This is a genomic window from Bradyrhizobium sp. 142 (genome assembly GCF_023074015.1).
Taxonomy (GTDB): Bacteria; Pseudomonadota; Alphaproteobacteria; order Rhizobiales; family Xanthobacteraceae; genus Bradyrhizobium.
The window spans coordinates 1-18,648 of record NZ_JADPKQ010000481.1 but is presented as its reverse complement, the minus strand read 5'-3'; the positions used below and the strand labels follow the sequence as shown (position 1 = coordinate 18,648).

The window sequence follows — 18,648 nt, the reverse complement described above, 5'->3', positions numbered from 1 at the left end:
TCTCGCGATGACGCCCTTGCGCTTCGCTAACCCTTCGCCGCCATCAGGCTGGGTAAAGGACTTCCACCTCCAAGCTGTCGAACATGCTCGGCACACCAAAGAAAAAGGCCGGGATTGCTCCCGGCCTTTCGTCGCTATGAAGGTGCGTTACTGCAGCGAGGCGCGCTTCGGGGGTTGCGCCGGCCACGACTTGATCAGCGTGTCGTAGTCGACCGTCTCGCCCTTCGGCTTCTCGTTGGCAAGCTTGCGCTGGGGAGCAATCGTGCCGTCCTTCTGGGCCTTGGCGAACCAGTACTCGGCCGTTTCCTTCTTGTGCAGCTTCGGACCGCAGGCACCCTGCACGCCGGACTTCTCCAGGCGTTCCATGACGGAGTCCTGAGCTGCGGCAAGCGAGTCCATCGCGGCTTGCGGCGTCTTCGTACCGGACGACGCATCGCCGATGTTCTGCCACCACAGCTGCGCGAGCTTCGGATAGTCGGGCACGTTGTTGCCGGTCGGGGTCCACTGCACGCGCGCGGGCGAGCGGTAGAACTCGATCAGGCCGCCGAGCTTCGGCGCACGCTCCGTGAACGACTTGTCCCAGATGTCGGATTCACGGATGAAGGTGAGACCGACATGGCTCTTCTTCAGCGACACCGTCTTCGAGACGATGAACTGGAGATAGAGCCAGGCCGCCTTGCGGCGATCCGCGGGTGTCGACTTCAGAAGCGTGAGCGAGCCAGCGTCCTGATAGCCAAGCTTCATGCCTTCCTTCCAGTACGCGCCATGCGGCGACGGAGCCATACGCCATTTCGGCGTACCGTCCGCGTTCATCACGGCGATGCCCGGCTTCACCATGTCGGCGGTGAAGGCGGTGTACCAGAACATCTGCTGGGCGATGTTGCCCTGCGCCGGCACCGGACCGGACTCAGAGAAGGTCATGCCCTGGGCCTGCGGCGGAGCATACTTCTTCATCCAGTCCAGATACTTCGTGATCGAGTAGACCGCGGCCGGGCCGTTGGTGTCGCCACCACGCTCGACCGAGGAGCCGACCGGGCGGCAGCCTTCCATGCGGATGCCCCACTCGTCGACCGGCAGACCGTTCGGAATGCCTTTGTCACCGTTGCCGGCCATCGACAGCCAGGCGTCGGTGAAACGCCAGCCGAGCGAGGGGTCCTTCTTGCCATAATCCATATGGCCGTAGACCTTGACGCCGTTGATCTCCTTGATGTCGTTGGTGAAGAACTCGGCGATGTCCTCATAGGCGGACCAGTTCACGGGCACGCCGAGCTCGTAGCCATACTTGGCCTTGAACTTGGCTTTGTAGTCCGGGTTGGTGAACCAATCGTAGCGGAACCAGTAAAGGTTGGCGAACTGCTGGTCGGGCAGCTGGTAGAGCTTGCCGTCCGGTGCCGTGCCAAAGGACTTGCCGATGAAGTCGTTGACCTCAAGCATGGGGTCGGTGACGTCCTTGCCCTCACCGGTCATGTAGTCCGACAGCGCGATGGTCTGGCCGTAGCGGAAGTGCGTGCCGATCAGATCGGAGTCGTTGATCCAGCCGTCATAGACGTTCTTGCCGGACTGCATCTGGGTCTGCAGCTTCTCGACCACGTCACCTTCCTGGATGATGTCGTGCTTGAGCTTGATGCCGGTAAGTTCGGAGAACGCCTTGGCCAGCGTCTGCGACTCATATTCGTGGGTCGTGATGGTCTCGGAGACGACGTTGATCTCCATGCCCTTGAAGGGCTCGGCGGCCTTGGCAAACCACTCCAGCTCCTTCTTCTGGTCTTCCTTCGACAGCGTCGAGGGCTGGAATTCCGCGATCCACTTCTGGATCGCAGCGTCGTCGGCGGCGCGGACCGGCGCCGAGACGGCAAACGACACCGCGATAAGCGCGGCGGCGCTCGACATCGTTAGAAAACTGCTTTTGGTCAATGGACGTTCCCTTCTCCTAAACTGCCGCATGTTGTTCCTCCGTTGCAGCGACAAACTTTATACAGGCCCGGGTTTGCTCCCGGATCTGGCCGTCCCTTCGCGAGCTAGACCGTGCGAAAAACGAGCACGGCCGTGACCAGCGAAATTCCTGATGCGAGCCACAGGCGCGAAATCTCGATGCCCTCCTCGCCGATTGGTATTGTGGCAAGCGCGTCGGTGCCGATGAAGGCGATCCACAAGAGGTGGATGACCGCGGCCGTGATCAGCGAGATGAACAGGCGGTCGCCCCGGGTGGTCGGGATGCGCAGCACGCCGACACGCTCGGCCTCGGGATAGACCGCGGCAAGCCAGGTCATCACGGCGAGCGTGCAGGCGAGCGCGACGAAGAAGATCGCGGTCGGCAGCGTCCAGGCCATCCATGCGATGGATTCCATGTGCCCTACTCCTTGCGCATGATCTGGTCCGAAAACCGGTTTCCACTTTTCGGGATCATGCGCGCCTCCTAGACCCGGCCGAGCGCGAAGCCGCTCGCGATATAGTTGCGGACGAACCAGATCACGAGGGCGCCAGGAATGATGGTGAGCACGCCTGCGGCAGCTAACAGGCCCCAGTCCATGCCGGCCGCCGACACCGTGCGCGTCATGATCGCCGCGATCGGCTTTGTCTGCACCGAGGTCAGCGTCCGCGCGAGCAGCAGCTCGACCCAGGAGAACATGAAGCAGAAGAAGGCGGCGACGCCGATGCCGCTCGCGATCAGCGGCACCAGGATCTTGATGAAGAAGCGCGGGAAGGAATAGCCGTCGAGGAAGGCGGTCTCGTCGATCTCGCGCGGCACACCGGAGACGAAGCCTTCGAGGATCCACACCGCCAGCGGCACGTTGAAGATGCAGTGCGCAAGTGCGACCGCCCAGGGCGTATCGAACAGCCCGATCGCCGAATAGAGATTGAAGAACGGCAGCGCATAGACCGCCGCCGGCGCCATGCGGTTCGACAGCAGCCAGAAGAACAGGTGCTTGTCGCCGAGGAATCGGTAGCGCGAGAAGGCGTAGGCCGCAGGCAGCGCCACCGAGATCGAGATGATGGTGTTGAGAACGACATATTCCAGCGAGTTGATATAGCCGGAATACCAGCTCTCGTCGGTGAAGATGCGCTTGTAGTGCTGGAGCGTGGGTGCGTGCGGCCACAACGTCATCGTCGAGACGATCTCGGCGTTGGTCTTGAAGCTCATGTTGACGAGCCAGTAGATCGGCAGCAGCAGGAAGATCAGGAACAGCGCCATGATGACGCGCCGGCCGGGAATTGAGTGCATCAGGCCACTCCTTCCTTTGGCTTGAGTGCGGGCACGGGCTTGAGCCCGGCCGAAGCCTTGAAATCGACCACCGGCTCGCTCTCCGCCTGGACTTTGCGTTCGACGCCGGCATTGGTCATGACGGTATAGAATATCCAGCAGACGATCAGGATGATCAGGTTGTAGACCAGCGACAGCGCGGCGGCCTTGCCGAGGTCGAACTGGCCGAGCGCGATCTTGACGAGCTCGATCGACACGAAGGTCGTCGAGTTGCCCGGCCCGCCACCGGTGACGACGAAGGGTTCGGTATAAATCATGAACGAGTCCATGAAGCGCAGCAGCACCGCGATCAGCAGCACCCGGTTCATCTTGGGCAGCTGGATCGCCTTGAACACGGCCCAGCGCGAGGCGCCGTCGATCTGGGCTGCCTGGTAATAGGCTTCCGGGATCGACTTCAGGCCGGCATAGCAGAGCAGCGCGACCAGGCTGGTCCAGTGCCAGACGTCCATGACGATGACGGTGACCCAGGCGTCGATGTCGTTGGAGACGTAATTATAGTCGATGCCGATGGCGTTGAGGACATAGCCGAGCAGGCCGATGTCGGGGCGGCCGAAAATCTGCCAGATCGTGCCGACCACGTTCCACGGAATCAGCAGCGGCAGTGCGAGGATGACGAGACAGGCCGCCACCGTCCAACCCTGGCGCGGCATCGACAACGCGACGACGATGCCGAGCGGCACCTCGATGGCAAGGATCACCAGCGAGAAGAACAGATTGCGCCCGAGCGAGGCCAGGAAGCGGCCGCCGAGATCGGTCGAGGGATCGAGCAATTCCTTGAACCAGCCGACGCCGTTCCAGAAGAACTGGTTGTTTCCGAAGGTGTCCTGCATCGAATAGTTCACCACCGTCATCAGCGGCAGCACCGCCGAGAAGGCGACGACCAGGAACACCGGCGCTACCAGAAACCAGGCTTTTTGGTTGACGGTCTTGTCCATCAGGCGGCTCCCTCCACCAGAAGACTGTCGGCATAGACGTGGACGTGCGACGGATCGAATTTCAGCCCGGCCGTTCCGTCCGAACTGGTGAAGCCGGCCGGCGAGCGCGCCGCGAGCCTGGCATCGCCGACGCGGACGCGCGCGAAGCGGATGCGGCCGAGATCGTCGATGCGATCGATCTTCGCGGTCAGCAGGCCGGGTGCCGGCGTGACCGCATCGACGAATTCCGGACGCACGCCGATCTCGATCTTCGCGCCCGCCGGCAGGCTGTCATAGCTGCGGTTGAGCGCAATGACATGGCCGCCGATCCGCGCCTCGCGTCCCCTCACCTCGGCCGGCAGGATGTTCATGCCGGGCGAGCCGATGAAATAGCCGACGAAGGTGTGCGCCGGTTTGTCGAACAGCTCGGCCGGCGTGCCGCTCTGCACCACCCGGCCGTCATGCATGACGACCACGGTATCGGCGAATGTCAGCGCCTCGGTCTGGTCGTGGGTGACGTAGATCATGGTGAGGTCGAGCTCACGATGCAGCGCCTTCAGCTTCGAGCGGAGCTGCCATTTCAGCTCGGGATCGATTACCGTCAGGGGCTCGTCAAACAGCACGGCGGCAACGTCGGAGCGGACGAGACCGCGGCCGAGCGAGATCTTCTGCTTGGCGTCGGCGGTGAGGCGCGTGGCCTTGCGATTGAGATAGGGTTCGAGATCGAGCAGGCGGCCGATCTCGGCGACGCGCTTGTCGATCTCGGCCCTTGGCACGCCGCGATTCTTCAACGGAAACGCCAGGTTCTGCCCCACCGTCATGGTGTCGTAGATCACCGGAAACTGGAACACCTGAGCGATGTTGCGCTTCTGGGTTGACAGCGGTGTGATGTCGTCGCCGTCGAACAGGATTCTTCCGCGGGACGGCGTGATGATGCCGGAAATGACGTTGAGCAGCGTGGTCTTGCCGCAGCCGGACGGCCCTAGCAGCGCATAGGCGCCGCCCTGCCGCCAGGTCATGGTCACCGGTTTCAGCGCAAAGCTGTCCTGCGGCGCATCATTGCCGCCGTAGGAGTGGGCGAGGTCGACGAGGTCAATGCGGGCCATGGCGCATCCCCCTCAAGAATTGCCCGGTGCCGCGACCAGCCGGTCGGCAGCATCGAAGACAAAAATGTCGTTGGGATCGAGCACGGCATCGATAGTCTGGCCGGGCTCGAACTCGTGCACGCCGTGCAGCACCGCGACCCAATTCGATCCATCGCGGGTCAAATGCACGAAACTCTCCGAACCGGTGATCTCCGTCACCGTCACCGTGGCATGGAAGGCATGGCGGTCAGTCTCGCCATTGGCGAGCGCAAGCTGATGCGCACGAAAACCGACGCGATAGGCGCCGTCGGCCAGCGACGAATAGAGACCAGATGCCGGCGCGGCGATGCCTCCCGCATATTGCACGGAGCCATTCTTCTTCTCGATGCCGACGAGGTTGAGCGGCGGATCGGAGAACACCTGCGCAACCCGCAGCGTCTGCGGCCGGCGGTAGACGTTGGGCGTCTCGCCGATCTGGAGCGCCCGGCCCTCCCACATGCAGACCGTGTTGCCGCCGAGCAGCAGCGCCTCGGTCGGCTCCGTGGTGGCATAGACGAAGATCGCGCCGGACGCCTCGAAGATGCGCGGCAGCTCGGTCCGCAGCTCCTCGCGCAGCTTATAATCGAGATTGGCGAGCGGCTCGTCGAGCAGCACGAGATCTGCGCCCTTGACCAGCGCGCGCGCGATCGCGGTGCGCTGCTGCTGGCCGCCGGAGAGTTGGAGCGGGGTGCGCTTCAGGAACGGCTCGAGCCTGAGCAGCCTGGCGGCTTCCACCACACGCTTCTCGATCTCCGCGCGTGGCTTGCCCTGCACACGTAGCGGCGAGGCAATGTTCTCATAGACCGTGAGCGATGGGTAATTGATGAATTGCTGGTAGACCATCGCCACCGAACGCTGGCGCACATCGGCGCCGGTGACGTCCTTGCTGTCAACCAGCACCTTGCCCGTGGTCGGCTTGTCGAGGCCGGCGAGCAGCCGCATGATCGAGGTCTTGCCGGACAGCGTCGGCCCGAGCAGCACGTTGAGCGTGCCGCTCTCGAGCGTCAGCGAGACGTCGCGAATATGCGGAACTCCCTCGACGGAGCGCGTCACGTGATCGAGCGTCACGGTCATGAGCGTCCTCCTGCTTCCAGCAGGGGATTTTGCGACACGGTGTGGGTTGCAATCCAGTCGTCCAGGCCCGCGATCTCGTCAGCAGATAGTCGCAGGCCGAGCTTGGAACGGCGCCAGACGATGTCCTCGGCCGTCACGGCCCATTCGTTGGCCATGAGGTAGCGAACCTCGCGCTCGGTCAGCGTCGCGCCGAAGGGCTGGCCAAGATCGGCCGCCGATTTGGCATCGCCGAGCAGCTTGATGGCACGGGTGCCATAGGCGCGGGCCAGACGCCGCGCGTGCTCGTGGCTGAGGAAGGGATAGCTGCGCTGGAGCTCCGCAATCAGGCCATCGACATCGGACACACCCATGTCGCCGCCGGGCAGCGGCCATTTGCCGGTCCAGCCCTCGCGTGCCTTGGCGCTGCGAAGATGTGGCGCGAGCCGCTCCAGCGCCTCTTCGGCGAGGCGGCGATAGGTCGTGATCTTGCCGCCGTAGATCGACAGCAGCGGCGCGCCGCCGGGCGTGTCGAGCTCGAACACGTAGTCGCGGGTGGCGGCCTTGGCTTCGCTGGCGCCGTCGTCATAGAGCGGCCGCACGCCGGAATAGGTCCAGACCACATCCTCTGAAGTCACGGGCTTGGCCAGATATTCGCTGGCGGCAGCGCAGAGATAATCGATCTCCTCGGGTGTCGCCTTCACCTTGGAGGGATCGCCGTCATAGTCGCGGTCGGTGGTGCCGATCAACGTGAAATCGTCCTGATAGGGGATGACGAAGATGATGCGGCCATCCGCGTTCTGGAACATGTAGGCGCGGTCGTGGTCATAGAGCTTCTTGACCACGATGTGCGAGCCCTGCACCAGGCGCACCTTGGCCTTGGCATTGAGGCCGGCGCCGCGGCCGAGCACGTCCTCGACCCAGGGTCCGCCGGCATTGACCAACGCACGAGCCTGGATCGACGAGCGGGCACCGGTCAGGGTGTCGACCATGCTCACGGTCCAGGTGCCGTCGGCCTGGCGGATCTCGCTGGCGCGGGTGCGGGTGCGGATCTCGGCGCCCTTGTCGGCGGCATCGCGCGCGTTGAGCACGACGAGGCGGGCGTCATCGACGAAACAGTCGGAATATTCGAAGGCGCGGGTGTAGCGATTGGGGATCAGCGGACGACCGACCTCGTCACGTCTGAGGTCGACGGAACGGGTCGCCGGCAACAGATGCCGCCCGCCGATGTGATCATAGAGGAACAGGCCGAGCCGCAGCAGCCAGGCCGGGCGCAGCCCCGCGTGATGCGGCAAGACAAATCGCAGGGGACGGATGATGTGGGGCGCGATGCCCCAAAGAATCTCGCGCTCGATCAGTGCCTCGCGGACCAGACGAAACTCGTAATATTCGAGATAGCGCAGGCCGCCGTGCACGAGCTTGGTCGACCAGGACGACGTCCCGCTGGCCAGATCGTTCATTTCACACAGGAAAACGCTGTTGCCGCGGCCCACTGCGTCGCGCGCGATGCCGCAGCCGTTAACACCGCCTCCGATAATGGCGAGGTCGAAAATACGGTCCAACAGACGCATCCCCCGGCGGCCGCTCGTTCCGTCGAGCGGTTACTTTCGTTTTTGATTAGATCACAGCGAAAAACGAAAGCAAGATGAAAGAGAGGAGAAAGGAAGCGAAAGTTGGAACTTTTTGGTGGGCAACCCGGCGCAGAAATCGGCAGACGGACGGATAGATCTAAAGGGCAAAGATCGCATCGAAGGCAGCGTAGGCGCGACCGCGCTGTGCAAGAGCCTGAAAGTAGCAACGTATCTACATATGTTGCGCGTACCCGTTACGAGCGCAAGCAATGGCCACCACCCTCACCAGCCGAGAGTTCAATCAGGATACGAGTGGCGCCAAGAAGGCGGCATCCGACGGCCCCGTCTTCATTACAGACCGTGGTCGCCCGGCGCATGTCCTGCTGACGATCGAGGACTATTTGCGTCTGACCGGCGGGCACATGAGTCTCGCCGAGGCGTTGGCGCAGGAGGCGTTGGCGCAGACGGACGCTGAGTTTGATTTCAACCCGCCTCGCCTTGAGGGCGGGATCTTCAAGCCCGCCGATCTCGACTGATGTTTCTGCTGGACACCAATGTCATTTCCGAACTGAGGCGGCCAGACAAAGCTGATCGCAATGTCGTCGCATGGGCAAACGCGATCCCTGCGGCGAGCTTCTTCATGTCCGCTATCTCGATTCTGGAAATCGAACTTGGCGCGCGCCTGATCGGGCGCAAAGACGCAGCGCAAGGTGCTGTCCTGCGTACTTGGATCGACAGTCAAATTCTGGCTCGGTTCGAGGATCGAGTCCTCGCCGTTGATACGGCCGTCGCGCAGCGCTGTGCGCAACTTCACGTTCCCAACCCGCGAGCCGAACGCAACGCTCTCATCGCCGCGACCGCGCTTGTTCACGGCCTGACCGTCGTTACGCGCAATGTGGTGGATTTCGAACCTACGGGCGTGATGCTGATCAATCCTTGGGAACGACCAGCAGGGTAGGACGCCCGTCTATCGCAGGCGTACCACCGAATCAGGATCCTGCGGCGGCTCAGCCGCCGCATCCTCGACCTCGGTCACCGCCTTCGGCATCGCTTCGACCACCTCGATGCCCTTGCTGTGGCAGATGGTGGCGAGGCGCTCGGGCAATTCCTGGTCGGTCACGAAGGTCTGGATCTGGCTGATGTGGGCGATCCGCACCGGCGCGCTGCGGCGGAGCTTGGTCGAGTCCGCGACCAGCATGACGCTGCGGGCGTTGGCGATGATGGCCTGGGCCACCTGCACCTCGCGATAGTCGAAGTCGAGCAGCGCGCCCTCCTCGTCGATGGCGGAGGCGCCGATGATGGCGTAGTCGACCTTGAACTGGCCGATCAGCTGCGTCGCGGTCGAGCCGACCACGGCACCGTCGGCGCGCCGCACCGTGCCGCCGGCGACCACCACTTCGATGCGGGGATGGCGGTAGAGCAGCATGGCGACGTTGAGATTGTTGGTGATGACGAGCAGATCCTCATGCGAGGTCAGCGCGCTCGCGACCTCCTCCGTCGTGGTGCCGATGTTGATGAACAGCGAGCAGCCGTTCGGGATCAGCGACGCGGCCGCAGCGCCAATCGCCTTCTTCTCCTCCGCGGCGACGAAACGGCGCGCCTCATAGGCGAGATTCTCGACGCCCGAGGCGATGATGGCGCCGCCATGGATGCGGGTCAGCGAGCGGCGTTCGCAGAGATCGTTGAGATCCTTGCGAATGGTCTGCGCCGAGACCTCGAAGCGGCGCGCGAGCTCCTCGACCATCACCCGGCCCGAGGCGCGCGCGATGTTGAGGATTTCGGCTTGGCGATGGGTCAGTCCGGTCACGGCGAAGGCCCCAACTCAGGAAAGATGCATGGTGCGGCGGTTCGCGCGGCCCGTCAATGCAGGAGCCGATCACGGTTAATAAATGAGGCCCTTCACCACGCCATGGCAATGGCGAGGCGAGCAAGCAGCTCCGGATCGTCGTAGGCGCTGGCCGAGGCGACCGCGCCGGCGGCAACAAGGTCGGCGTGGCCGAGGGTCGTCCGCATGCCTATGGTCGGTATTCCTGCAGCCGCAGCCGATTGAACCCCGGAAGGGGAATCCTCGAACGCGATCGAGGCCTGCGCGCTGGCGCCGACGAAGCGCAGGCCTTCCTGATAGGGCAGCGGATGCGGCTTGCCATGCGGCAGCTCATCGCCGATCACGATCGCCTTGAAGCGATGCGTGATGCCCAGGCCCGACAGTAGCAACTCGGCGTTCAGGCGCGGCGCGTTGGTGACGGCGACCATGGGAATGCCGGCCGCGTCCGCGAGGTCGAGCAGCGTCATCAGCCCCGGCAAAGGCTCGATCCGCCCGGCGACCAGATTGCGAAAAGTCAGTTCCTTCTCGTCCATGACGGCCGCGCGGAATGCCGGCGATTCCGCCGGCAGAAATCGCTCCCCGATCGAGGCGTTGGAGAAGCCCTGAATCTCCCGCTTGAAACGCGCTTCGTCGACCACATGACCGCGCGGTCCAAACACCCGATTGAACGCCTCGCGGTGAAGGGCATCGGTATCGGCAAGCGTGCCGTCGATATCGAACAGCAATGCCTTGCCTGCGGCCTGCATCATTTCCGTGTTTCCCCTGCGCGCTGCTCATCAATGCGCGAGACGTATCAATACGCGCCGAGATGCGCAATGCAGCGCTTGCATAAGCCCGACGTCCCCCTCGACAAACGCAAACGCGGCTGCAACACTTGGTGCAAGATCAAAAAGGAGGAAACATGATCAACCGGCGCGACCTTTCCATCTCAGGTCTGGCTCTCTCGACCCTGGCCCTCTCCGCACTTGCTTTGGCGACCCCGGCCCTGGCAGCCTCGGCGGACGAAGAAGCCGTAGCGAAAAAAGTCGAGGCCTTCCGCCTGGCTCAGATCGCAGCCGACCCCAAGGCGCTCGGCGCACTCTGCGCCGACGAAGTGAGCTACAGCCATTCCAGCGGCAAGGTCGAGGACAAGGCGACCTTCATCGCCAATGCCACCGACGGAAAATCGAAATTCCTGTCGATTGAATATCAGGACCGGACCATCAAGGTCGTCGGCCCCGCCGCGATCGTGCGCTTCCACTGGGTCGCAGAACAGGAAATGGCAGCCGATGGGAAGAAAGTGCCGACCAACCTTCACATCCTGATGAACTGGCAGAAGCAGGGCGACGACTGGAAGCTGCTCTCGCGCTCCGCGACGAAGCTGTGATGATTCCTACCCTCTCGCCCTGTGGGAGAGGGTGGCTCGCAGCGGCGAGGCGGGTGAGGGGTTCTCTCCGCGAGTGGGCCCCTCACAGTTGAATTTGCCGAGATAATCCCTCATCCGGCGCTTCGCACCACCTTCTCCCACAAGGGGAGAAGGGAAGGCAGTGTTCGCGGCAAAAGATTCCGAGTTCGCATTGCGCGCGCCGGAATGACGAGCGGTGGCACCTACGCCGCTTCCTCCACCTCTCCGTTAGCCAGCTTGCGCGCCGCGCGCTCGGCTTCGCGGGCGTTGCGGAAGAGCTGGCCTTCGAGACGGTTGAAACGTGGGGAGGAGGCGAAGAAGCAGTAGCCCCCCTGAGAGCGAACGACGATACCTGCGGTCTGCGAATCGACTTCGATGATGTAGCTGTCCGGCATGGTCCGTGGATTCCTCAGTGCGGGCAAACAACGACACTCTCGCCCAAAGGTTCCTGGGCATTTGAGGCCGTTTCCACCCCGAATCGACAGGCAATTGGGTACGCCGGGACCTCATCCGTTTTATGACTTGTTCTTGGCGAAGACGCGACGGCTGCGGACGCAGCGCGGTCAGGTCGGGATCCGCGTATCGCTCTGGCTGATTGCCTGCGGACGACCGTGGTCGTCGATCGAGACGTAGGTAAAATTTCCGTCGGTGACGAGGAACGGATGCGCTTCCCTGCGCCGCAGCGCCCAGGCTTCGAGATGTATGGTGAGCGAGGTGCGCCCCACACGCACGAGGTTGGCGTAGACGGAGACGAGATCGCCGACATAGACCGCCTTGCGAAAATTCATCGCCTCGATCGCGACCGTCACCGTGCGCGACTTCGCGACTTTCGAGGCGAACACGCCGCCGCCGACGTCCATCTGGCTGAGCAGCCAGCCGCCGAAGATGTCGCCGTTCGCGTTGGTGTCAGCCGGCATCGCCAGCGTGCGGATGCAGAGATCGCCGCTCGGCCCGGTGTGCCCTTGTTCGCTCATGCCTCTCTCACTTGCAATTGCTCACTTGAAATTGTCCCAGCCAGGATCTGGCGCGAACCGGCCGCCGAATCTCTCGGCCAGTGCGCGCAGCGTGGATACGACATTCTCCACGCCACGTGCACGCGCATAGTTCAGCGGGCCGCCCCGGAATGGCGCGTAGCCGGTGCCGAAAATCATGGCGCCGTCGACCGCATCGGGATCGTCGACAATACCTTCGCGCAGCGCGGCCACGCAGACGTTGGACATCGGCAGCACCAAGCGGTCGATCATCTGGTCGGTGACACGTGGGCCGGTCTCGGGCAACGGCGCCTTCTCCGCCTTGCCGCCCTTCCAGACGTAGAAGCCCTTGCCGGTCTTGCGGCCGAGTTCGCCCTTGGCGACTTTCTCGCGCAGCCAGGCCGGCGTCGGCGGCAAGAGATCGCCGAACCTGGTGCGGAGCATGTCGCCGACATCAAGACAAATATCGAGCCCGACCTGGTCGGCGAGTTCGATCGGCCCCATCGGCATGCCGAACTGTTCGGCCGCCGCATCGATCAGCCGCTGGTCGATCCTCTCGTCCAGCATCACCATCGCCTCCAGCATGTAGGGCGTAAGCGCCCGGTTGACGAGGAAGCCGGGCGAACTCTTCACGGGCAGCGGCAGGCGCTCGATCGCGCCGACGAAGGCGAGCGCCTGCTTCAACACCTCAAGATCATTACCGTCATGGCTGACGACCTCGACCAGTTGCAGCCGCGACACCGGGTTGAAGAAGTGCAGACCGACGAGGCGCTCCGGCCGCCCCAGCGTCGTGCGCAGATCCTGGAGCGGGATGCTCGATGTGTTGGTCGCAAGAATCGCGCCCTGTTTCATCCGGGGCTCGAGGCCGGCATAGACCTTCTGCTTCAGCTCGAGCTTTTCTGGCACCGCCTCGATGATGAGATCGGCATTGCGAACGCCCTCGCCGTCCATGTCGGGGATCAGGCGATCGAGCGCGTCGCGCACCTCGGTGGGTTTGCGGATGATCTTGCCATAGAGCTCGGCCGCGCGCTTCACCGCGCTGGCGATCGGCTCAGCCTTCATGTCGGCGAGTGAGACGCGCATCCCCTGGCTCGCGCACCACGCCGCGATATCGCCGCCCATGGCACCGGCGCCGATGACGTGGACCTGCTTGATCGTGTTACCGCTGCCGGCGGCCTTCTTCATCTGCTCGCGCAGGAAGAACACCCGGATCAGATTTTGCGCAGTGGACGTTACCGTCAGCTTGGCGAACGAGCCCTGCTCGGCCCTGAGCATCGCGGCTTTGCTGCCGCCATGCGTCTCCCAGAGATCGATCAACGCGAAAGGCGCTGGATAGTGCTCGCGGGATGCCGCCTTCGCCGCTTCGCTGCGCATGCGCTTGGCCAGAAGCCCGCGCACGGGTCCGAAATTCGCCGCGCGAGTCAAAAGACCCGGCCGCGCCCGCTTCAGGCGGCCAAACAGCGCGTCCTTCACCGCATTGCGGACGTGCCGTTCCTGCGTCACGGTATCGACAAGGCCTATCGATCTGGCACGGCGCGCATCGATGGTGCGGCCGGTCAGCATCAGGGCCATCGACTGCGTCGGATTGACCAGCGCGGTGAAACGCGCGGTGCCGCCGAGGCCCGGATGCAGGCCCAGCATCACCTCCGGGAAGCCGAATCGCGCGCCGTCGATGGCGATGCGCGACTGGCAGGCAAGCGCGACCTCGAGCCCGCCGCCGAGGCAGAAGCCGTGGATGACCGCGACCGTCGGCAGCTTCAGCGCTTCCAGATGATCGACCACCGCATGCGCGGCGCGGATGCGCGTCTCCACCATTGCGGAATCGCCGGCGCCGCGGAATTCATTGACGTCTGCGCCGGCGATGAAGCCGGACGGCTTTGCCGAACGGATCACGAGGCCGGCAGGACGCTCGGTCTCGATCGCCGCAAGCACGGCGTCGAACTCCTCCAACACGTCGGAGGATAGCGTGTTGGTGCTTGTCTCGGCGCGGTCGAACAGCAGCCAGGCGACACCGTCGGCATCGCGCGTCAGCTTGAAGTGGCGGTAGGGGCTGTCGGCCGCAAGCTGAGGCCCAAGCGTCAGCACGCGATCGCCAAATGCGGTCATGATCTTCGAGTCCATGGTCACACCGCCTCGATCAGCATGGCGCCGCCGAGCCCGCCGCCGATGCATTCGGTGGCAACCCCACGCCGCGTGCCAAGCCGCCTCATGGCGTTGACCAGATGCAGCACGATGCGGTTGCCGGACGTGCCGACGGGATGGCCGAGCGAGATGGCGCCGCCATCGACGTTGAGCCTGTCGCGGTCGATCTCGCCGGCGGCGCCGTCGAGCCCGAGGATCTCGCGGCAGAACTTGTCGTCGTTCCAGGCGGCGAGACAGCCCAGCACCTGGGTGGCAAAGGCTTCGTTCAGCTCCCAGGTCTCGACGTCCTTGATGGTGAGATTGTTGCGCGCAAGCAGCGGCGTCGCGGACATCACCGGGCCGAGCCCCATGATGCCCGGATCGAGCGCAGCCCAGTTGCTGTCAACGATGACTGCCTTCGGCGTCAATCCGTGCTTTGCCACCGCCTCGTCGGAGGCGAGGATCACCCAGGAAGCGCCGTCGGTGATCTGCGAGGAATTGCCGGCGGTGACCTGGCCCCAGGGGCGCTCGAACACCGGCTTCAGTTTTGCCAGCGTCTCGGACGAAGAGTCGGGCCGAACGCCATCGTCATGGTCGAAGAACTTGCCGTCCCGGGAGAACGCCGTCTCGACCTCACCCTTCAGAAATCCTTCCACCTGCGCATGTGCGAGCCGACGATGGCTCTCGGCGGCATAGGCATCCGATTGCGCGCGCGTAATGCCGAAGAGATGGCCGACGACCTCCGCGGTCTGACCCATGTTCAAATCCGTGACGGGATCGGTGAGCCCACGCTCGAGGCCGATGATCGGCTTGAGATAGCGCGGCCGCAACTTGAGGGCCGCGGCAAGCTTTGCCGCCATGCTCTTGGCGGTGGCAAGGCCGGCGAACCAGCGGACGCCGGAGTTCGGCCAGACCAGCGGCGCGTGGCTCAAAGCCTCGGTGCCGCCGGCGAGGATCATGTCGGCGTGGCCCTCGCGGATGTAGCGGTAGCCGGTGTCGATCGACTGCATGCCGGAGCCGCAATTGATCTGCACCGTGAAGGCGACCATGTCCTCGCCCATGCCGAGCCTGAGCGCGGCGACGCGGGCCGGATTCATCTCGTCCGCGATGACGTTGACGCAGCCGAGAATGACCTGGTCGAAGGCGGTGGGCGCAAATGGCTGGCGCGCCAGCAGCGGCCGGCCGCATTGCACGGCGAGATCGACCGGCGTGAACGGCCCGGGCCCCGAGCGTGCTTTTAGAAACGGCGTTCGGCTGCCGTCGACGATGAAAACCGGTCGTGCCATCAGCTCGCCGCCCTCTGTTCACCGAGTTCCTGGAAGAACTGATGCACGCCTGCGGTTTTCTTGTAAATCGGCGACAGCGCCTCCGGCGCAAAATCATCGACCTCGATCACTTTTGTGACGGCCTCACGGGCCGCCGCAAGCTGCTCGCCTTCGGCCTGCGTGATCACGCCCTTGGCTACGGCCTCGTTCCAGTCGCCCAGATGCGCCGCGCGCATCCGTTTGGCGATGGCATCGGTGCTTGCAACCAGCTTGAACGCGCGCTCCAGCCGCGCGAAGCCGCCGTCGTCATCGACATAAGCAAGATCGAGCGTGAGGCGCTCGCGCGCGGCCGACGGCTCGAGCACGAGGCTTGCGCATTGGTGCACGACGCGGTCGCTTGGGCCGAGCACGCGGGCGCCGAAGGGCTGCACCACGAGCTTGAGGAAGCCGGCAACGAAACGGTTGGGCAAATTGGCAAGGATTTCGGCGAACCTGTTCTCGATAGTCCTGAAGCCGGTCGCCATGCACCATTCCAGCGCGGCAAAATCCTCCTTCTGCCGTCCCTCGTCGTGCCAGCGCTTCAGCACCGCCGAGAGCAGGTAGAGCTCGGAAAGGATGTCGCCGAAGCGCGCCGACAGCGTCTCCTTGCGCTTGAGCGCGCCGCCGAGCGTGAGCAGCGCCATGTCGGCGCAGAGTGCGAACGCAGCCGAATAGCGCGACAGTTGGCGATAGAATGGCGTCGCCTCGCCGGCGTCCGGCGCCGGCGCAAAAGCACCAGATGTCCAGCTCCGGCCGAAGGCGCGGAACAACGTCCGAAAACTGTGGCCGACATGTTTCCAGAATGCCTTGTCGAATGCGGCGAGCCCGCGCGCGCGGTCGGTGTCGGCCAGCGCGTTCATCTCGTCGAGCAGATAGGGATGGGCGCGGATAGCGCCCTGCCCGAACACGATGAGATTGCGGGTCAGGATATTGGCGCCTTCCACGGTGATGCCGACCGGCACGGCGCGGTGCAGATTGCCGAGATAGTTTTGCGGCCCGTCGATCACCGCCTTGCCGCCATGGATGTCCATGGCGTCGTCGACCGCGGTTCGCATCCGCTCGGTCGCGTGCAGCTTCATGATGCCGGCGATGACGGCGGGATGAACCCCGGCATTCAGTGCGGCGCAAGTGAGCCGCCGCGCCGCATCGAGCTGGTAGGCGGTGGCGACGATGCGCGCCAGCGGCTCCTCGACGCCCTCGAACTTGGAGATGGAGATGCCGAACTGCTCGCGAATGCGGGCATAGGCACCGGTGGTGCGCGCGGCATAGGCAGCGCCGGCGGCCGATAAAGATGGCAGCGAAATGCCGCGGCCGGCGGCAAGCGCCGTCATCAGCATCTTCCAGCCTTGCCCTAATCGTTCCTGGCCGCCGATGACGTGGTCGAGCGGAATGAAGACGTCGCGGCCCCAATTCGGGCCGTTCTGAAACACCTGCATCGACGGCAAATGGCGTTTTCCGATCTCGACACCGGGAAGGTTGGTCGGGATCAGCGCCACGCTGATGCCGAGCTCCTCCTGATCGCCCACCAATTGATCGGGATCATAGGCTTTGAACGCAAGACCAAGCAGCGTCGCGACGGGGCCGAGCGTGATGTAGCGCTTGTGCCAGTTGAGCCTGAGGCCGATGACTTCGCGGCCTTCGAAATTCCCCTTGCAGATGATACCGGTGTCGACCATCGAGGCAGCATCGGAGCCGGCTTCCGGACTGGTGAGGCCGAAGCAGGGAATGTCGCGGCCATCGGCCAGCCGCGGTAGCCAACGCTCCTGCTGCTCTCTGGTGCCGAAGCGCATCAGGAGTTCGCCAGGGCCGAGCGAGTTCGGCACCATCACGGTGACTGCGGCGGCGATCGAGCGGGTCGAGATCTTGCGCACCACTTCCGAATGCGCATAGGGCGAGAAGCCAAGGCCGCCAAATTCCTTCGGAATGATCATGCCGAAGAATTTCTCGCGCTTGACGAAGTGCCAGACGTCCTGCGGCAGGTCGCGCAACTCCCAAAAGATCTTCCACTCGTCGAGCATGGCGCAGAGCTCATCGACCGGGCCGTTGAGGAAGGCCTGCTCCTCGTCGGTCAGTTTCGCCGGCGCAACGTCCAGCAGTTTCGACCAGTCCGGATTGCCGGTGAAGAGATCGGCGTCCCACCAGACGTCGCCGGCCTCCAGCGCCTCGCGCTCGGTGTCGGACATCGCCGGCAAGACGCCGCGTGCCCAGGAAAAGATCGGTTTCGTGAGAGTGTCGCGGCGGAAGCTCATGGCTGACCTCATGCATCGGCGCGGTTGTCGGGCATTTTAGCGGAAAGTGGCTGGAGGAAGTGAACACTTCGCCGGCAAAATTGACGCGGCCGGGCGGCCCCGGACCATAACGGTCGGGGTGCGGTGGCAGTTCCGGCAGGGGAAATGGGGCTGAATGTCTCGCCGCAGTCATTCCGGGGCACGCGGAGCGTGAACTATGATGCGCAATTGCGCATCTGAGAAACCGTCGCGCGGCAGCGTTGGTCGATGAATGGATTCCGGGTTCGCGCCTTCCGTTGGCGCGCCCCGGAATAACGATGGAGGGAGGGAGAGGCGCCGGCCTAGCATTACAGTTGCTTTGTTTGCAGACTTCTGAATCCATGGGCAACCATGATTCGAATGTCGTGGGCGCGGGCCGCGTCGGTTGAGGAGACGCTTGCGTTGTGGGCGGCGTCGCTTCGAGAGATCAAGAAACGGATACGTCCGTTGTTCACGCAAGAGCGTGTTGCGACGAATGCAGGCTTGTTCCTGGAAGGTCTGCTCGGAGATGAGCAGCGCAAGACCGGCTGGATGCGCGCGGAGGCGGCTGGCGATCCTGGCCCATGGCGGCAGCAGGCAATTCTGGGTCGTGGAGATTGGGACGCGGATGCCCTGCGCGATATCGTGCGCGACTATGTCATCGAGCATTTGGCGGATGACGATGCGGTGCTGGTGATCGACGAGACCGGCTTTCTCAAGCAGGGCAAAGCGTCATGCGGAGTGGCGCGGCAATACACTGGTTCGGCAGGGAAGATTACGAACTGCCAGATCGGCGTCTTCGCTACCTACGTTTCGCGTCATGGTCATGCGTTCATCGATCGCGCGTTGTATCTTCCGAAGGAATGGACCGACGAT

Annotated in this window: 18 protein-coding genes; 4 read left to right on the top strand and 14 right to left on the bottom strand. The window is 63.8% G+C overall.

From position 1 onward, the window contains the following. Positions 1-147: 147 nt before the first annotated feature. The 7 genes from IVA82_RS43475 to glpD all read right to left on the bottom strand — a co-directional run bounded on the left by IVA82_RS43475 (position 148) and on the right by glpD (position 7,921). Positions 148-1,890 carry an ABC transporter substrate-binding protein gene (locus tag IVA82_RS43475; protein WP_247386356.1) on the bottom strand — a complete coding sequence of 581 codons (1,743 nt, stop codon included), beginning with the start codon at positions 1,888-1,890 and terminating at the stop codon, positions 148-150. Positions 1,891-2,018: 128 nt separating this feature from the next. Continuing rightward, positions 2,019-2,348: a DUF2160 domain-containing protein gene (locus tag IVA82_RS43470; RefSeq protein ID WP_247386354.1), complete on the bottom strand. Its 330-nt coding sequence runs from the start codon at positions 2,346-2,348 to the stop codon at positions 2,019-2,021. Between the two features lie 68 nt (positions 2,349-2,416). Beyond that, positions 2,417-3,223, bottom strand: coding sequence for a carbohydrate ABC transporter permease (locus IVA82_RS43465; protein ID WP_247386352.1), 807 nt, complete (start codon positions 3,221-3,223; stop codon positions 2,417-2,419). Beyond that, positions 3,223-4,197: a sugar ABC transporter permease gene (locus IVA82_RS43460; RefSeq protein ID WP_247386350.1), complete on the bottom strand. Its 975-nt coding sequence runs from the start codon at positions 4,195-4,197 to the stop codon at positions 3,223-3,225. Before IVA82_RS43460 ends, IVA82_RS43465 begins: the two co-directional genes overlap by 1 nt. Continuing rightward, the gene (locus tag IVA82_RS43455; RefSeq protein WP_247386348.1) at positions 4,197-5,282 is read right to left on the bottom strand and encodes an ABC transporter ATP-binding protein; all 1,086 of its coding nucleotides are present in this window, start codon (positions 5,280-5,282) and stop codon (positions 4,197-4,199) included. Before IVA82_RS43455 ends, IVA82_RS43460 begins: the two co-directional genes overlap by 1 nt. A 12-nt stretch (positions 5,283-5,294) precedes the next feature. Further along, positions 5,295-6,374: an ABC transporter ATP-binding protein gene (locus IVA82_RS43450; RefSeq protein WP_247386346.1), complete on the bottom strand. Its 1,080-nt coding sequence runs from the start codon at positions 6,372-6,374 to the stop codon at positions 5,295-5,297. Then, the gene (gene glpD, locus IVA82_RS43445) at positions 6,371-7,921 is read right to left on the bottom strand and encodes a glycerol-3-phosphate dehydrogenase (RefSeq protein WP_247386344.1); all 1,551 of its coding nucleotides are present in this window, start codon (positions 7,919-7,921) and stop codon (positions 6,371-6,373) included. The genes IVA82_RS43450 and glpD overlap by 4 nt, the downstream gene beginning before the upstream one ends. A 269-nt stretch (positions 7,922-8,190) precedes the next feature. Between glpD and IVA82_RS43440 the strand changes: the two genes are divergently transcribed. Together IVA82_RS43440 and IVA82_RS43435 are read left to right on the top strand one after the other, a co-directional pair. Next, entirely contained in the window at positions 8,191-8,457 is a 267-nt protein-coding gene (locus IVA82_RS43440; RefSeq protein ID WP_247386341.1) for a type II toxin-antitoxin system prevent-host-death family antitoxin, read from the top strand. After that, the gene (locus IVA82_RS43435) at positions 8,457-8,879 is read left to right on the top strand and encodes a type II toxin-antitoxin system VapC family toxin (RefSeq protein ID WP_247386339.1); all 423 of its coding nucleotides are present in this window, start codon (positions 8,457-8,459) and stop codon (positions 8,877-8,879) included. Before IVA82_RS43440 ends, IVA82_RS43435 begins: the two co-directional genes overlap by 1 nt. 9 nt (positions 8,880-8,888) lie before the next feature. Here IVA82_RS43435 and IVA82_RS43430 read toward each other — a convergent pair whose 3' ends face one another. Together IVA82_RS43430 and IVA82_RS43425 are read right to left on the bottom strand one after the other, a co-directional pair. Then, complete coding sequence (locus IVA82_RS43430; protein WP_247386337.1) at positions 8,889-9,728, bottom strand: DeoR/GlpR family DNA-binding transcription regulator; 840 nt, start codon at positions 9,726-9,728, stop codon at positions 8,889-8,891. A 92-nt stretch (positions 9,729-9,820) separates the two neighbouring features. Beyond that, positions 9,821-10,495: an HAD-IA family hydrolase gene (locus IVA82_RS43425; RefSeq protein ID WP_247386336.1), complete on the bottom strand. Its 675-nt coding sequence runs from the start codon at positions 10,493-10,495 to the stop codon at positions 9,821-9,823. A 152-nt stretch (positions 10,496-10,647) separates the two neighbouring features. Between IVA82_RS43425 and IVA82_RS43420 the strand changes: the two genes are divergently transcribed. Beyond that, entirely contained in the window at positions 10,648-11,112 is a 465-nt protein-coding gene (locus IVA82_RS43420; protein WP_247386334.1) for a nuclear transport factor 2 family protein, read from the top strand. 221 nt (positions 11,113-11,333) lie between these two features. On the opposite strand, the gene IVA82_RS43415 is transcribed toward IVA82_RS43420, so the two are convergent. From IVA82_RS43415 to IVA82_RS43395, 5 genes are all read right to left on the bottom strand, one after another. Then, a complete protein-coding gene (locus IVA82_RS43415) occupies positions 11,334-11,525 on the bottom strand; it encodes a hypothetical protein (RefSeq protein ID WP_247386333.1) in 192 nt (63 codons plus the stop codon). A 168-nt stretch (positions 11,526-11,693) separates the two neighbouring features. After that, positions 11,694-12,104 (bottom strand): acyl-CoA thioesterase, encoded by a 411-nt coding sequence (locus IVA82_RS43410; RefSeq protein ID WP_247386331.1) that lies wholly within the window; start codon positions 12,102-12,104, stop codon positions 11,694-11,696. Between the two features lie 21 nt (positions 12,105-12,125). Further along, a complete protein-coding gene (locus IVA82_RS43405; protein WP_247386329.1) occupies positions 12,126-14,222 on the bottom strand; it encodes a 3-hydroxyacyl-CoA dehydrogenase NAD-binding domain-containing protein in 2,097 nt (698 codons plus the stop codon). 2 nt (positions 14,223-14,224) lie between these two features. After that, complete coding sequence (locus IVA82_RS43400; RefSeq protein ID WP_247386327.1) at positions 14,225-15,508, bottom strand: acetyl-CoA C-acetyltransferase; 1,284 nt, start codon at positions 15,506-15,508, stop codon at positions 14,225-14,227. Continuing rightward, the gene (locus IVA82_RS43395; protein WP_247386325.1) at positions 15,508-17,775 is read right to left on the bottom strand and encodes an acyl-CoA dehydrogenase; all 2,268 of its coding nucleotides are present in this window, start codon (positions 17,773-17,775) and stop codon (positions 15,508-15,510) included. The genes IVA82_RS43400 and IVA82_RS43395 overlap by 1 nt, the downstream gene beginning before the upstream one ends. A 369-nt stretch (positions 17,776-18,144) precedes the next feature. Here IVA82_RS43395 and IVA82_RS43390 point away from each other — a divergent pair. After that, the coding region (locus IVA82_RS43390; RefSeq protein ID WP_247386324.1) for a transposase at positions 18,145-18,648 on the top strand (504 nt) is incomplete at its 3' end.